The following is a 14279-nucleotide window of genomic DNA, read 5'->3' as shown; positions in this document are numbered from 1 at the left end:
CAGTGATATATGTTTGTATTCATTTATATATCAACGTATTTGATTGTAAGTGGGACCCAAACAGGACCCATTGTTAAATTTAAATCAGTATAGCATATTATTATCGGTGCAATTCAGTGTGATTTTGCACTGATAACAAAAAATCCCTAGTGGTCATTGCAGATTATGCAACTACCACTAGGGATTAATTTCTATAATTGAATTGTTTGACCAACAAAAATCATGTTCGGATTAGCGATGTGATTCTTTGTTGCTAATGCTTGCCAGGTAGTACCATGTGCGGAAGCAATCCCAGATAAGGTATCGCCACTCTTGACCGTATAAGCGTTAGATTGACCAGTACCGCCAAGAATAATCTTTTGTCCCACATAGATAACGTTTGGATTAGCAATGTGGTTAAGACTGACTAAGCTAGAAACTGTCGTGCCAAATTTAGCTGCAATTCCTGATAAAGTATCGCCAGCTTGTACATAATAAGTATTTTGTGGTGAAGCATTACCAGTTACCTTTAGAACTTGGCCAACTTGAATAAAGTTAGGATTACCCAGACTGTTGATTGCGGCTAAGTTTTGCCAAGTAGTATTGTACTTTTCGGCAATTCCGCTTAGGGTATCGCCTGATTGCACAATATATGTCCCGGTAGCTGGTTTACCAACATGTTCTACCGGTTGCGGTGCTGGTACTGGGGTACTTGGTACACTACCGCTTGTTTCGCCAGTAGTAAAGGCACCGTCAAAATCAAGGCTGGTGTCAATCCCCATGATTCCGTGATCGGTATATTGCCAAGCATTCGCATTATCAATTCCGAGTGAAGTAACACCATAACCAGCTACCCACTTCTTCCGATTGCCAAAGCCATGACTATTTAGAATGCCACCAGTAAAGAAACTCCTCATTGAGTAGACACCAGTGCTCTTATAGCCAAGTGCTTCTACTTCTTGCAGAAAGGCTAAGGTAGCTCCTTGATAATCACTTGCTGAGTTAACCTCTGCATCATCAATCATCAAGGTATCGTCATACATGCCAAACTGCCGAGCAACCTTAACAAAGAATCGAGCTTCATTTTGTGCATCTGGAATTGAAGTATAGCGAGCAAAGTGATAGCAAGCTACTCGTAAACCAACCGCTAGGGCATTGCGAATTTGGTTTGCCGCTCGTGGATTAATGTAATTAGAACCGTCTTCACTACCTTCTGTTAACTTAACAACAACCCCTTTGGCCCCTTGATTCTTAGCAGCTTGAAAAAATGCAATTGTGTCTGGTTGATAGCTTGCTACATCAATAAATGGAATCCGTACACTCATAATTACTTATCCTCCTTCAGATCAATTGCCTTTGCCGTACCATCAGGGACAAAAATAGATGCTTTTTGTCCCAAACTGTCCGGATTAGTTACCGAAATTGTGCTAGCTGTCAGTGGTGACTTCTCATAGGCCGCCTGGATAGCATCCTGGACCATACCTTCAGTGACACTCAATCCTTTAGCTTCCATTGTTTCTCGTACTTGCTGTGTAGCCAGCTTGAACTTATCGTGACCGGCAAGATCGGTTCGGCTAGCAAGCGATGCAACGGCTGTGTCAGCAAGCTTCAGAAGCATGTCCAAAGCCTCACGCTGCTGAATAGTTTTAGCATGTTGCTTCTTTACCTCCAGCAACGGCCGGACATATCCCCACAGAAACCATACGAGTGCAACAAAAAAGCCAGAGCTAATGCCCCAGCTAAAAATATTATTAATTGTTTTCATCATCATTAATCCCTAACCTTTCCTTGATCTTTGCTACATCAATTTTAATCTCGTCAATCTCATCACCATGTCGATTAACTCTCTTTGTAAGAGTAGCCAGGTCGCGGTTAAGCTGTTTCAACAATCCTGACAGCTCACCAACACTTAGTTTGAAGTCGGTAAGCTTATCCTTAAGATCTTCCATGTCCTTGCGATTTGACTCGTGTGCCGTGTTTGATATACCTGTTTTGATATAGTTAAGGACTACCACAATCAAAGTTCCGAGTGAAACAACCTCGCCCCACCCAAGTCCAAACATACCGTGTGGCATTTACTCACCTCCCTAACATATTAGCCGCCCATAATAAAAGCCCCGCTCGTTTGAGTGAGGCTTCTTTATGTATTGTGTATTTCCTCGGCGACTATGTGTTTGTTAGCTATCTAGGCAACGTAATCAACGCCAGTCAGTTCCTTATACTGGTTTACGTCAATTCCCATACCAACGTAAACCTTGTAATATTGTGGGTCATGGTTGCCCCAGTCGTTCCAAAACATCTTTAGCATATCTAATGTGCTCATCATAATTATTTACTTCCTTTCTTTAATTCCGTAATAGTCGCCTGCTGGGTCATAATCATCTTTTGCATTTGCGTCAGGTTCGCCTGTTGCGCCATGACCGTCTTTTGCAACTGAGTAATATTGGCTTGTTGAGCCATTAATAATTGTTGGCCCTCACTTGGTTTAATGTTAGCTTGTTGCTGGGCGATTGATGCCGCTACTTGTTGTTGGAATGTTGCATTATCCATTCCGCCAACCCACTCAGTACCATTGAACTTTTGATAGCTCTTAGTTGGATCTGGCGCTACCGTTGTCGTATATGGTGGTAAATTATTGACATCAGCAACTTCAATTTCAGCTAATTGATACCCATAATGTTGATCATACATAAATGCTTTCATCCGATTTCACCTCCCCTTTATTGTTCATACTTAGTTTGTACTATTGTCCATTTATCCCATGCAGTGCCCGCGTAGATTCGCATGAACATCCAGCCACCAGTACAACAGATCAACTGTAATTTACAGTTATCGCCGGTTCCCAGATGGATAAGGTAGCCCCATCCAACATTGCCTTGCATTGTTTTAGGCCAATTACTATTCGCTGGCACCTTGCCTTCTTCCCAAAAGCCAAAACCATGCACTCCCATACTGACATTATTAAGATCAGAATTATCTTTCCCGATAAAGTTGCCAACTTGCAGTGTCTTATTATTCAACGTGTCTAATTGATCGTCTTGACCAATATTCTCTTCAAGTAGTTTGTTAAAGTTTCCAGCAATCTTTTCTGCACCTAAGTCCATACCAGTAAAGATGCTTGCAATATCTTTTGCTGTTATTGCCATTAATTATCATTCCTTTCCCTTATAATAAAGAGCCTTGTAGCCTTCAAAGACCCCAAAGCTCTTGTCTGGTAGTTGTTTCATTGTTAAGCCATCGCTCATCAAGTTAAAACTGTTAGTGATCTCAATAGTGCTCGTCCCGTTAGCCGAGCTAATTACCTTTGCTGGGATAATTTGTCGATTGCCACCGCCGAACATACCCTTGGGTTCCGTCCCAATCGGGACTAATCCTAAGGCATATTCAAGGTAGACTAACGACACCGTTGCTCCAGTAGTTAAGCTAACTGGCACCTTAACTTGAATTCCGCGAGTTTTAACCGTCAGGCTCGCCCTTGGACTTTCACGGAAGCCATTAAAGGATACTACTGACAAGTTATAAGCAGTATTGGGAGTTAATCCCGTTACTTGATACTGCTTATTGCTCACGGTAGCGATTAGCTGGTCACCATTTCTGATTCGATACTGCATTTCTCATCAGTCCCAACTTAAATCAATTGAATTTGCCGTGACATTACTTGCGGCTAAGTTGGTCACGTTAACCAGCGCTTCGTAAACCGTTAAGCTAATCACGTTAGAAACCTTTCCACCAATCTTGGCGGTAATATCAGCCTTGCCGGGCGCTTTTGCCTCGACGTTACCGTCGTTATCAACCGTTGCTACTTGTGGTTTTGATGATGTCAGTTCTGCTGCACCATCGGTTTCATCGGTTGGGGTAATCGTAACGGTAACCTTAGCTGTTCCACCAACTTCAAGTGCTGTCTTGTCAATTGCCAAAGTAATACTTTGAACTGGAATAGCACTCGTCTTAACCGTGATCACGTTAGACTTAGCACTTTCTCGCAAACCATTGTAAGAACTAACAGCGAAACGGTAAGTTGAGTTAACTGTTAAACCAGTAACGGTGTATTCCTTCTTGTTCTCAACTTCGGCAACCTTTTTCAGTTCACCGTCCGTTCCAACGCCTTGATAAATATAGAATTTCATTAACTAATCCCTCCATAGTAACCGTTGCGTGTGTTCATCAATGTAGACTGCTCGTAAGTCTGATGGACTTGTTGGCTTTGAGAAGTAACCCGTATTCGGTGATAAGTAAGAATTACCTTCCCCATCACCAGCTTGGGCTTTAGCGTCATCAATCGGCATTCCCAAGTCAACCTTGATCGTCCGGTTACCATCAATCAAATACCAAGCCCCAAACTTATAGTGCGGTACCGCATCTAAGTAGAAGTTCCGTGGAATCTTGACCTTAATGGTATTCGCATCTGGGTACTCCGCAATGCAATTAATCAGCTTGGTGTTCGTCTGACCGAAGCCATGTGACGTTTTCCCTAAGCCATCCCGTTCAGTTCCGATAGCGTCCTCGTAGTACAAAACCGCTGGACGTAGTGGGTGTTCGCATTGATTATGCTTAATTTCAATCGTGTAGCCATAGAGGAAATCTTCTAGACTGTCCGCACTCAACAAGGATGAGTTCCGTTCGGCCGCCATGCCGTTGTTTAGGCTGATGACGTTGCTCTCGTCAGGCGTTTCATCTTTATGCTTAACTCGGATATTCCAGTAAGCACCGTGACCATCATCGTAATTGTCCCAACCTTGAGTAATAACTACATCTCCAGCAATTAACGGCGTATATGATTTCATATCCGCAACTGTTTTCAATTGAAACGGTCGATCATGGAACTGAGCTTGCTTCAGGGTTTCTTGGATTTGCTTGGTCATGTCGAGTAGCTGAGAGTAACGGATGAACAAGCCGTCCTTAGGATCATTGACTTCCGCCACTGCATCGCTAAGAGCTTGCTTGTACTTATTCAACCAGTCGGTAAAGTCCTTCTTAGTTGAGTCACCGAGATTATCTAAGTCCGCCTTTAACTGTGCAACTTTGTCATTTACTTCCTTCGAGTCTTTATCGACCAGCTTTGACAGCTTATCAACCAGTTCCTGAAATTCTTCAATTACTGACTTAGCATGGACACCCATTCGGGCATAGATGCCATTGCCCATAACTTCCAAGATAACATTGACGGTTGATACAACGTTGCCATTTGGATCAATAAAGCTGAAAAAGGCTTGCTCCCATTGTCCTTCTGTTTGGAAAATGTTCGCATCAAAATAGCAAGTAACCCTTCCAATCCTGATGTTATCCATTTTTTGATCATCAGCGAAGTTGAGATATGTGCGGAAGTCGTTGTGTTCGGGATCGGTCCCTTGAAACATGATTCGCCAACCGTCCAAGTCTTGAACCATACCGTTAGAGTAAACCCAAAGTTTGATGTAACTATTGACGTCACCAACGCGCCCTTTGAAGCTGTCAGTAATGTCAATCGTTTCGTCTTGGCTTCGGAGCAAGTCCATGGGGATATATGATTTCAATTTTGGCAATGTTTGCATTATTTCACCTCCTTAAATTAATCATAAGTTCTTTAAGTCATCGTCAGTTAGGCCAAGCGCCTTTTGGAGTTTCTCAGTTATCGATTCAACACGGCTTAAAGTGGATTCAATCTGTTCAAAATTATTTTCAATCACTTTTCGTGTTTCTCTATCAGGCACTGGTAGTTTTGTTTCTAACTCCATTTACTCACCGACTTTCTTAGAATTGAGTTTTCCATCATCATCAACCGTAATCTCATATACGGTTCCACCAGGTGAGCGCAATTTAATTGCATCGTGCACCAGATCGCTCACCTGATTGAGTGTTTCCTTATCGTGGCCGTCAACGTACGCGTGGATTTGCTGATAGTTCTGTTGCGATTCGTTAGCAACTTTCTTTAATCCTTTTGCTAAATAATCAATCCAATTCCAAACGTTCATCACATCACCCCGCATATTCTTTCAGCCAAGTAAAGAGCTGCTTATCTCCGCCAACCAGGTCGGCCTGATTAGCAACTTCAATATTTTTCTGGGCGTCTTTCTTCACGGTGTCAATTGCATTGGATAATTCAACCTGCCGTGAGTGCTGGTAGTCCAGAATATTCTGACTATTGCTGTTCAATGTGACAGACGTTGAGTTAACTGAGCTATACGGATACCAGTTGAACCCTACAACTGCTTCATTTGTGCAAATCGACTGTTCCTTTACCATGATATGAATCATGTCACCAGCGATTGGCTTGAAGTGGCTGTAGGTTGTAACTTCAACCGATAGCGCCGGTTGTGGTTGAATCTTAGCCTTAGCGGCTTCGATCATTGCGTTCTTATCGCTGAAGCGGCCGTCCTCAAACGGCTCAGCCGGATATTCACCGTATTTCTTGATTGACTCCTCGTCACGGTACATGAACGGTGCAAAGTAGTAATACTCGCTGGACGTTGAGGACGAGCTCTCCGATGTGGTGTCACCCCCACCGCCACTATCGCCAGCAACAATTGCAGCCATCTGGTCGTTACGTTCCCACCAGGTCGGCGGGTATGAGTCGATCGATTGAGTCTTGCACGACTGTCCAGGAGCTGGCTCATAAATCATTGTGCTGTTATTTAATGCCATACCAATGTGATATGAACCACCGTGTGAGCCATAAAAGCCCATGTCACCAGTCTGCACTTGAGAGCGATCAATTTCATGACCGTATGGCTCCATCGCTACCGTGTAAGCGGGAATGTTGATCCCAAAATCCTTATAAACCTGTGATACAAAGCTTGAGCAATCCATTCCTGAATACGGATTACCACCACGAGCACCACCGGCTCCGCCCCACACGTACGGCACACCGAGGTACTGCTTAGCATCGTTCACAACCTTATCGGCACCGGCACCACCAGAACCGTGAGTATCATCTCCACTGGTGGAAGTATCCGTTTCTGTTTCGATTGAGTACTTTCCGCCAATGCAAAGCACTTCATTGGTTAAGCTCGTCGAGTCGTACGACCACTTAAACTCGGTTGTATTGTGTTCGTAGTCAAGCCGATTCTCATGATCCTTGTAGAACTGATCCTGCGTATAGATTCGGATGTTGCAGTTATCAGGATAGATCACCGCATTCGGCCACGCCTCAGTGATTTTACTCAACATATCCGTTCCACTACCATCAGCAAGTTCTTCCAACCGAGCAGTTGGAAAATCACCAATGACCTGATAAGAAAAACCAAGCTGATTACCATCTATCCAATGCTTCAAAACATCTTCAATATGGTATTCGACTTGGTTCTCATCAGAATCTTCTTTGGTTTCATCGGTCTTAGTGACCGTTGTCTTGGTAGTCGTGTTCCCTTCAGTTGTGGTAGTTTCCGTCTTCTGAGCGTTTGGATCATCATCATTCCCATTATCATCCCCGCCGCTGCTATCATCATCCTGCTGGGTACTTCCATAGACTTTGACGTCGGTTTGCTTGTCAGCATCGGCCGGGTCAATATACGTCTTGTACTTACGGATCCGTGATAGCTCGAAGTAGACGTGGGTGGCCACGACATCAATTGTGTTCACTTTCCCACTAGAATCGGGCTCGGCTTGCTTGATGATGTACTCCTGTCCATCGAAAAACAACGACGCCTGCGCATCTAGCATTGAGTAGGCGAACGACCTATCATCGTATGCTGTAAATTGGATGCTCCAAGCGGAGTTGATCTCCCAATCGACATAGAAGCTGTCAGGGTCAATGCAGTTCAGAGGCTCGACTTCGGTGCGTCCGACGCCCCTGACCTTGACCTTGTTATCAGTCACCATCAGATATAGACAAACGGGAAACTGAAGGTGATATCCACACTGTCCGCACCGTCGACAGTGAAGTTGTTCCATTCAGTTGCTAGGCTGATCGTCCCATAGTCAGAATTGGCACTTGCGGGGTTCCCGTTGAGCGTCGTAAATATTCCATCCAGAATAATCGTGTCCTGGCCATTTGATGGCTTGTTATATGTCCACTCGGTATTAGTCGTCGTGTTGGTCAGTTTCAATGAATTGCCATTAAACTTCACAATGATTCGGAGGTCTGACTTATATTTCCATGGATCGATCGGAATATCACTGGCATTAAACACCTTGAATTGCTTCGTGGTGAAGTGATAGTTGTACTGGTCCTCGTTGTTATGAAGGTTCATCCCAAACTGCACCCCATCGTTATCATGACTATAAGTTCCATCGCTACGATAAAGTGAGTAACGGAAACCGGATGGGTTATCGAAGCTCATACTGAACGTCGCATAGTGTGACCCGTTCTGGTCCGGTTTGATCTCTGGAAGATTAGGGTAAACAAAACGGACGATCGCTGATTCAACGTCCGTCCGCATTCTGATCTGTTGTCGTGATGTAAAAAGTCGATAAAACTGGTGCTTGGCCAACTTGTAGTCCTGCCAGTCCCTAAAGAAGAGACAGAAGTTTGCAACTACCTGATACCGTGAGAAGGTCGTGTATTGAAGCTTACTTCCATCTATTCCTGGAATCTCTTGATAGGTGTTAGCCAATGCCGGAGTTGAATCATCCCCAAGGAAGGTCAGCCCCTGCACCTTATCCTCAATATTGAATTCGTCTTGATCACCAATCTTCAGATATAGTTCTGGGTTGCTTACACTCAAGTTTGATCACCTCCGATAACTCATAAAATCATTTAAACGTTGGTCTCTGGCCATTACCGTGTAGGCCGCCGACCGATTAGCTTTCATTCCAAACTTATTGCCAGAATTGATTGTGGCGTTGATCTGTTGCTGACCAACCTGAACAAGCTGTTGAACACCGCCAATCAGCTGATCCAGTTTCGATTCTAACGACTTGAATTCTTTTCGGCTGATGGACTGGTCGTCTTGTGTTGGCTGAGTGGGTCCATCTTCATGCTTGAATTGAGCCATTATTTCGGAGAGCAACTGGTAAGCACGGCCACGCTTGGAAGCGGTCAGTGGAATAATCATCTCTGGGTTGTTATGCTCAGCAACTTCATACAAGCCATGAGCAGAAACCAGGCCACCATTAGCGTATCCACCAGGCCCGCTAACACGAGCGAAGGCACCAGGCCCACGGCCATATTTTTCAGCCATGTAGTGAATACCAGCTAACAAGTCATCAAAACCGTTAAATATATTATGGTGGCCAGGAAAAGCATTGGCATTAAATGTTGAATCAATAGTCTGAACTAACCCTTTTGAAGGGTGACCAGCTGCTGCGTTTGAATCCCAATGGTTAACTGCATGTGGATTACCACCAGATTCACGAGCAATAACTTTTAACCAGGCAGCAACTTGATATGCGCTAGCTTCAAAGCCGTTCATCTTCAAGGCACGAACAACATAAGGCCGCCAACGAGCAACGCCTGAACCGCCAGGGTTAGCTAATTCTTCAAATTGCTTCTTAACCCATTCTGCCATCTGCTTAGCAATATAAATTGGAACGTTTGTGATCATTGACTGGGCAAACTTGATCCCACTACTCAATCCACTGAGTTTCTTGGCAAACGCATGTTCCATAAACTCAACTGGGTGTTTCATGATCTTCTCAGCATTGTCCATCCAGTCTTCAGCATCGTCCTTTAATCCACTGAAGAAGTCGCCAACCCCGTCGGCAAACTTCGGCAGACCAATTGCGGACATCAGCTTATGACTGTCCTCGCCGTTCAGGATTGACATCCCCTTCGGCAGAAACGTGATAAAGTTCCGCTTGTTTGGGAACGCCCCTACCTGGCCTTTATAGGAATACAACTCACGCCAGTGTGATCCGGCACCATCATTGACCATGCCGATCGTCGACTTCTTCAATCCGTCACGATTACCAGCCGTCCCGGTAGCAAACGTTGGGATGGCAGCAGACCAGGATCCGCCAAGCTTGCTGGCTCCAATCTTATCCAGAACCCAGTTAATACCGTCTTGGATATCATCAATCAGGGTCTTGAATGGTTTCAGGACACCATTCGCCAGGTCGGCCATCGCTCTTCCGGCTTTTTGCTTACCGGCTGAAATGGCATCCCCGATCTGGGACATGTGATCCCTCCAGGAATCCACAACCTTGCCGAGCCAGCCACCAGTCTTCTTATTGATTGAGCTATACATATCTTCAAAGATATCCTTATTAGCTCGTGACTGATCCTTGGCTAGCCGTCCGGTATCGTCCTTCAGTCGGGACCAATGGCCAGTTACCAAATCATGCCAGGTCCGGGTCCGATCCTGGATAACCTTGTACATACTTTGGAAAGTCCGCGGATGTTGCCGATACATATTCTGAACAACTCGTGAGGTCGACCGGTTCATATTGGTGTACCAACGACTTACCCGGTTAGCTCCTGAACGGGCGTTCTGCTCAATATTCTTCCAGCCTCTGGAAGCATTGCGTTTCATGCTATTCCAAGTTTGTTGATCCTGCTTCTGGCGTTGTCTCTGATTTCGAGCTTCCTGCTTCTGGTAAGCCCGTTGCTTCTGGCCTTGTTCCTTCCAGTAGTTATTCCAACCACGAGAGAGCTTCTTATGGAGGTTATCTGCACCTTTGAGGATACTCTTACCAGTATTAACAAAGCCCTTAGCCATATTCTTTAGGCCACGACCAATTCCATTCACAAAGGCTCGGAACTTCTTGTTGTGCTTGTACAGCTGCACCAGTGCAACCACCAAACCCGCAATTGCAGAAGCTACCAAAATAAAGACGTTAGCCTTCATTACTAGGTTTAACGCTTTTTGCGAAATCTCTACCTTCTTAATTGCTTCAGAAAGATCCTCAAAGGTGATAATAACAGTTTTCACGCTTTTCAATGCTTTTAACGTACCAACCAAGCCAAGGAAAGCAGCGCCTAACCCAATGATCACCTTTTGATGCCGGGCTAAGATAGCTAACGCTTTAGCAGCATTGACCGCTAATTTTGCAAAACCAGAAGCTAAGATAACCAATCCCCGTTGGGTATCCTTATTTTCCAGTGCTTTGCTTAGCTGGTTCAGGCCAGTAGCTTCAACCTTAACCAGCGGCTTAGCTAGTGCCGCTTGAGTATTTGACCATTCAGCTCGTATCTTATGCTGAGCACCTGCCGCTGACTTACTAAACGCCGCTGAGTTTCTGTTATAGTTCTTGGCGGCCGTCTTTAGATAACCGTTAAATTGATCGGTTGTCATTTTACCAGAGTCAACTAGCTCGTTGAACTTTTGCTGACTCATCCCTGCAGCCTTGGCCATCTCCGCCGCCAGCAATGGCGCTTGTTTCTCTAACCGCCCTAATGAACTTCTAGTTACTTTGCCAGATGATTCAATCCGACTCAGGCCGCCGGCAAAGGCGTTCGCTTGCTTATCTGATAGCTTCATCTGATCAGTTAAACTTGCTACCCCTTTAGTCAGGATTTGTGTCTGCTTGACACTATGCGTCATACCATAAAAACGTGACTGCAAGGCGTTAACAGACTGAGCAGTTAAGTTAGTGTTTGCTTTCAGTTGGGCAACTTGGTCGCTTAACTGTTTGATACCAGTAGCGCTCACTCCAATGTTTTTCCAACGAGCCTGCATAGCCATGCCAGCTTGAGCGGCTTTCATACCAGTTGTGGTTATCTGTTGCAGTTCATTCTGTAAGCTAGGAAGAACCGAAGCCGTCAGATTGCCCAGAAAAGCTCCACTAAAAACACCTTTAATACGTTGGGCGTGTTGAGCAGCTTGCTTTTCTGCCCCGTCTACATCTAGGATCTTACGTTTGAAGAAATCCCAGCCAGATGTTCGTGGTGGATTCAAAGAATGAGATAATTCTGACGCTTGTTTTTTTGTCCGCATCATTGCCGCACTGACTTTGTTGTAATCAGTGATCCGGCGACGATAAAGGTTAGAATTTTTACCTTCAGACTTGGCAGCTTCATCTGCTAATTTCTTAGTAGCACTCTGCTGTTTAGCCAGATTTGCCAGCGACTGCTTTAGACCAGCCAGTTTGACCTTCTGAGCTTCTGCCGTATTTCCCTCAGCTTTAAGCTTCTCAATGTGGGAGTCAATTGCTCGGTTATTGGTGTAATACTCATTGCGAAGTTCTTTCAGACCAGAACTAGCATATTCAAATGATCGCTTAGCACGCGCCTGCTGATTAGATAGACTGGTCAGCTTATTAGTAGCACTGGTCAGTCTTTTGTCTAGCTGATTTAATCCATCCGTCTGCTCTTTAGTGATAGTGGCACTAGAACGCATTTCGTTCTGCATTACTTCACGTTCACGTTGCAACGCTTGCACACGTTGCTTTTGTACCTCAAGAGTTTGTGACAGCCCTTCATAGCGTGCTTTAGCCGCCGCAACAGTATCACCACTAGCCTTAGCAACAGATTCTTCAGCCTTCCACTGTGCAGTCAGGTCTTTGAATTTATGAGTTAAGTTTTCAACTTCATCGGCCGCTTGTTGCTGGTCAACTTCAATCTTGGTCGACATAGTTGCCTGAATATCATTCGCTGACATTTATTTACCTCCTTCCTTCGATAATCTTCTTAGTTTGGCATGAGCCGCATATGAAGATAACGGTCGATCTTCACGATTCCGAGCCTTAGTAATTCGGAATAAATCATAGATATTTTCATTCTCAATCTGTGACGGTAGAACCCCGCCATCTTGAAGCAACCGTTTCTCCATGTACGCAACGTCTTCGACATCGTTATTGACATCATCAATTGCTTGTAAGCAATCACCGACTATTTTTTTGGGTCTGATTCCTTTTGCGTAACCGATGCTTTCTTGTCTTCTAATGTGATTTCCTCATCAGACTGGCCCTTGATACGCCGAATAACATAACTCAGATAGTTCGCTAAAACGTTAGAATCAGGGATCGATTCTTCCAAGTGCTCAACCTGCTTTTCATTAAGCTTAAAAAGGTCAACAAGGAATTTAATACCGTCTTCCATTAATTTGTCTTCGTCCTCAACCGACTTGATGACGAATTCAGTGTAATGCGGATCATCCACTTCAACAGCATTTAACCGATTGGCTGATGCTGACATCTTTAAAACTTCAATCAGCATCTTGTTAGCCTTTCTATAAGTCTTAACCGTTGGCTTGATGTTAAATCCCTTGTTAAAGCCAACCTTCTTACCATTAATATGCATTGTTTATCTCTCCTTAATAGCCGCGTGGCAGGCCATACTGTGCATTTCTAACGCGACTTTTTGCTTAATGACTAAGCCCTTCGCTGGCTAATGACCAAGCCCTGAGCTGACTACCGTACCAGTAGTGCCAGCGCCTTTAATCCGGTTAATGATCTTATTGTCGCTATCCGTGAAGCCGCCAAAAACTTCAGCAAGCATAGCGGCTGCATCAAAGTTAGGATCACCGGATGAATACTCCTTATAGGACTGTTGAGTGCCGGTTGACGGATCAATAAACACATCGTTCTTAATTGGGGACAGTGATTGATAAGTGTAGGTTGAGTTGTAATCTGCCTCGTTCTTGTTGCTGGTAGCGTGGTTGTGAGATGGTTCAATAACCTCACCGTTAGCGAAGCAATCCAAGACAGCATTGCCCCAGTAGTCAGAAGAACAGATCATCAGAGCCACGTTTGGCTTCCGGCCGGAAGTTAAAACCCAACCTCCTTTGCCATCGGAAACATATCCCTTGGTCTTCGCACCAATATCAAACGGCATATCCAACATGGTTAAGGCAACCTGTGGAGTTGGTGTCCCGTGTGTAATTCGCTTAACTTTGTCGTTAGCATATTGCTGTTGACCAGCTTCTTCCAAACCAGTGATGTTAGCAGTAGTGGCACCTTGACCATCGCCATCAACTAACACAACACCATCCTTGGATAACCCCTTCTTTTCATCGGCAACAATCAACCCAGTAGTAGGGTCAACAATGCCGAAGGCCACCCAGCGGATACCTTTAAATGAAGTACCTTGTGCCATAAATTAATTCCTCTTTTCTAAAATTGGTTCTTGTTTTTCAACATAAATTGTCTTAGTCAGCTGCCCAGTGTCGGGATCATAAACGTGTTCACGAGAGATGGATACTTGCCAACCGTTTGCAACAAAAAAGCGCTGAAATTCAATCTCAGCGCTTGCTATATCAAAGTCGGCATTTTTCTTGTAAAAAATCTGAATCTCACAGCCAATCTGCATAAACTTAAATGTCGCATTTGCATAGTGTCCCGGCTGGAAATCTGATTCAGTAGCTAAAACAACAGTCTTGCTAGTATCATTAACAAATTCCGGTTCAACATTTGTTGTCGAGAGATGATCGATCCACTGAAAATGGCGACTAGCAATTAAATCTCTTACTTGAATTACTGGCATTTTCATGGTTCAACATCCTTTC

At 44.5% G+C, this 14279-nt stretch carries 17 protein-coding genes; all 17 read right to left on the bottom strand.

Annotated elements, in window-relative coordinates; all coding sequences use genetic code 11:
• Positions 1 to 191: 191 nt before the first annotated feature.
• Complete coding sequence (locus HMPREF0549_RS08525; protein ID WP_003717892.1) at positions 192 to 1304, bottom strand: LysM peptidoglycan-binding domain-containing protein; 1113 nt, start codon at positions 1302 to 1304, stop codon at positions 192 to 194.
• A gap of 2 nt (positions 1305 to 1306) precedes the next feature.
• A complete protein-coding gene (locus HMPREF0549_RS08520) occupies positions 1307 to 1750 on the bottom strand; it encodes a phage holin, LLH family (protein WP_003717891.1) in 444 nt (147 codons plus the stop codon).
• Positions 1731 to 2054 (bottom strand): hypothetical protein, encoded by a 324-nt coding sequence (locus tag HMPREF0549_RS08515; protein ID WP_003717890.1) that lies wholly within the window; start codon positions 2052 to 2054, stop codon positions 1731 to 1733. The genes HMPREF0549_RS08520 and HMPREF0549_RS08515 overlap by 20 nt, the downstream gene beginning before the upstream one ends.
• Before the next feature lie 110 nt (positions 2055 to 2164).
• Positions 2165 to 2305: a hypothetical protein gene (locus tag HMPREF0549_RS09795; RefSeq protein ID WP_003717889.1), complete on the bottom strand. Its 141-nt coding sequence runs from the start codon at positions 2303 to 2305 to the stop codon at positions 2165 to 2167.
• Positions 2306 to 2307: 2 nt separating this feature from the next.
• Entirely contained in the window at positions 2308 to 2682 is a 375-nt protein-coding gene (locus HMPREF0549_RS08510) for a hypothetical protein (protein ID WP_003717888.1), read from the bottom strand.
• 17 nt (positions 2683 to 2699) lie between these two features.
• Complete coding sequence (locus HMPREF0549_RS08505) at positions 2700 to 3125, bottom strand: hypothetical protein (protein ID WP_003717887.1); 426 nt, start codon at positions 3123 to 3125, stop codon at positions 2700 to 2702.
• A gap of 6 nt (positions 3126 to 3131) precedes the next feature.
• The gene (locus tag HMPREF0549_RS08500; protein WP_003717886.1) at positions 3132 to 3590 is read right to left on the bottom strand and encodes a fibronectin type III domain-containing protein; all 459 of its coding nucleotides are present in this window, start codon (positions 3588 to 3590) and stop codon (positions 3132 to 3134) included.
• A gap of 6 nt (positions 3591 to 3596) precedes the next feature.
• Positions 3597 to 4106 carry an Ig-like domain-containing protein gene (locus HMPREF0549_RS08495; protein ID WP_003717885.1) on the bottom strand — a complete coding sequence of 170 codons (510 nt, stop codon included), beginning with the start codon at positions 4104 to 4106 and terminating at the stop codon, positions 3597 to 3599.
• 3 nt (positions 4107 to 4109) lie between these two features.
• Entirely contained in the window at positions 4110 to 5510 is a 1401-nt protein-coding gene (locus HMPREF0549_RS08490) for a BppU family phage baseplate upper protein (RefSeq protein WP_003717884.1), read from the bottom strand.
• 21 nt (positions 5511 to 5531) lie between these two features.
• On the bottom strand, positions 5532 to 5693 hold the full coding sequence (locus HMPREF0549_RS09790) for a hypothetical protein (RefSeq protein WP_003717883.1): 162 nt from the start codon (positions 5691 to 5693) through the stop codon (positions 5532 to 5534).
• Positions 5694 to 5930 (bottom strand): hypothetical protein, encoded by a 237-nt coding sequence (locus HMPREF0549_RS08485; RefSeq protein WP_235807374.1) that lies wholly within the window; start codon positions 5928 to 5930, stop codon positions 5694 to 5696.
• A gap of 4 nt (positions 5931 to 5934) precedes the next feature.
• The gene (locus HMPREF0549_RS08480) at positions 5935 to 7776 is read right to left on the bottom strand and encodes a phage tail protein (protein WP_003717881.1); all 1842 of its coding nucleotides are present in this window, start codon (positions 7774 to 7776) and stop codon (positions 5935 to 5937) included.
• Positions 7776 to 8621, bottom strand: a complete 846-nt coding sequence (locus HMPREF0549_RS08475; protein WP_003717880.1) for a phage tail domain-containing protein — start codon at positions 8619 to 8621, stop codon at positions 7776 to 7778. The genes HMPREF0549_RS08480 and HMPREF0549_RS08475 overlap by 1 nt, the downstream gene beginning before the upstream one ends.
• A gap of 6 nt (positions 8622 to 8627) precedes the next feature.
• Entirely contained in the window at positions 8628 to 12434 is a 3807-nt protein-coding gene (locus tag HMPREF0549_RS08470; RefSeq protein ID WP_003717879.1) for a tape measure protein, read from the bottom strand.
• Between the two features lie 230 nt (positions 12435 to 12664).
• Positions 12665 to 13075, bottom strand: coding sequence for a phage tail tube assembly chaperone (locus HMPREF0549_RS08465; RefSeq protein WP_003717877.1), 411 nt, complete (start codon positions 13073 to 13075; stop codon positions 12665 to 12667).
• Positions 13076 to 13162: 87 nt separating this feature from the next.
• A complete protein-coding gene (locus HMPREF0549_RS08460) occupies positions 13163 to 13870 on the bottom strand; it encodes a phage tail protein (RefSeq protein ID WP_003717876.1) in 708 nt (235 codons plus the stop codon).
• Positions 13871 to 13873: 3 nt separating this feature from the next.
• Positions 13874 to 14263, bottom strand: coding sequence for a DUF806 family protein (locus HMPREF0549_RS08455; protein ID WP_003717875.1), 390 nt, complete (start codon positions 14261 to 14263; stop codon positions 13874 to 13876).
• Positions 14264 to 14279: the final 16 nt, after the last annotated feature.

This window comes from Limosilactobacillus vaginalis DSM 5837 = ATCC 49540, assembly GCF_000159435.1.
GTDB lineage: Bacteria > Bacillota > Bacilli > Lactobacillales > Lactobacillaceae > Limosilactobacillus > Limosilactobacillus vaginalis.
The sequence above is the reverse complement of the archived record's forward strand: the minus strand, read 5'-3'. Positions and strand labels throughout refer to the sequence as shown.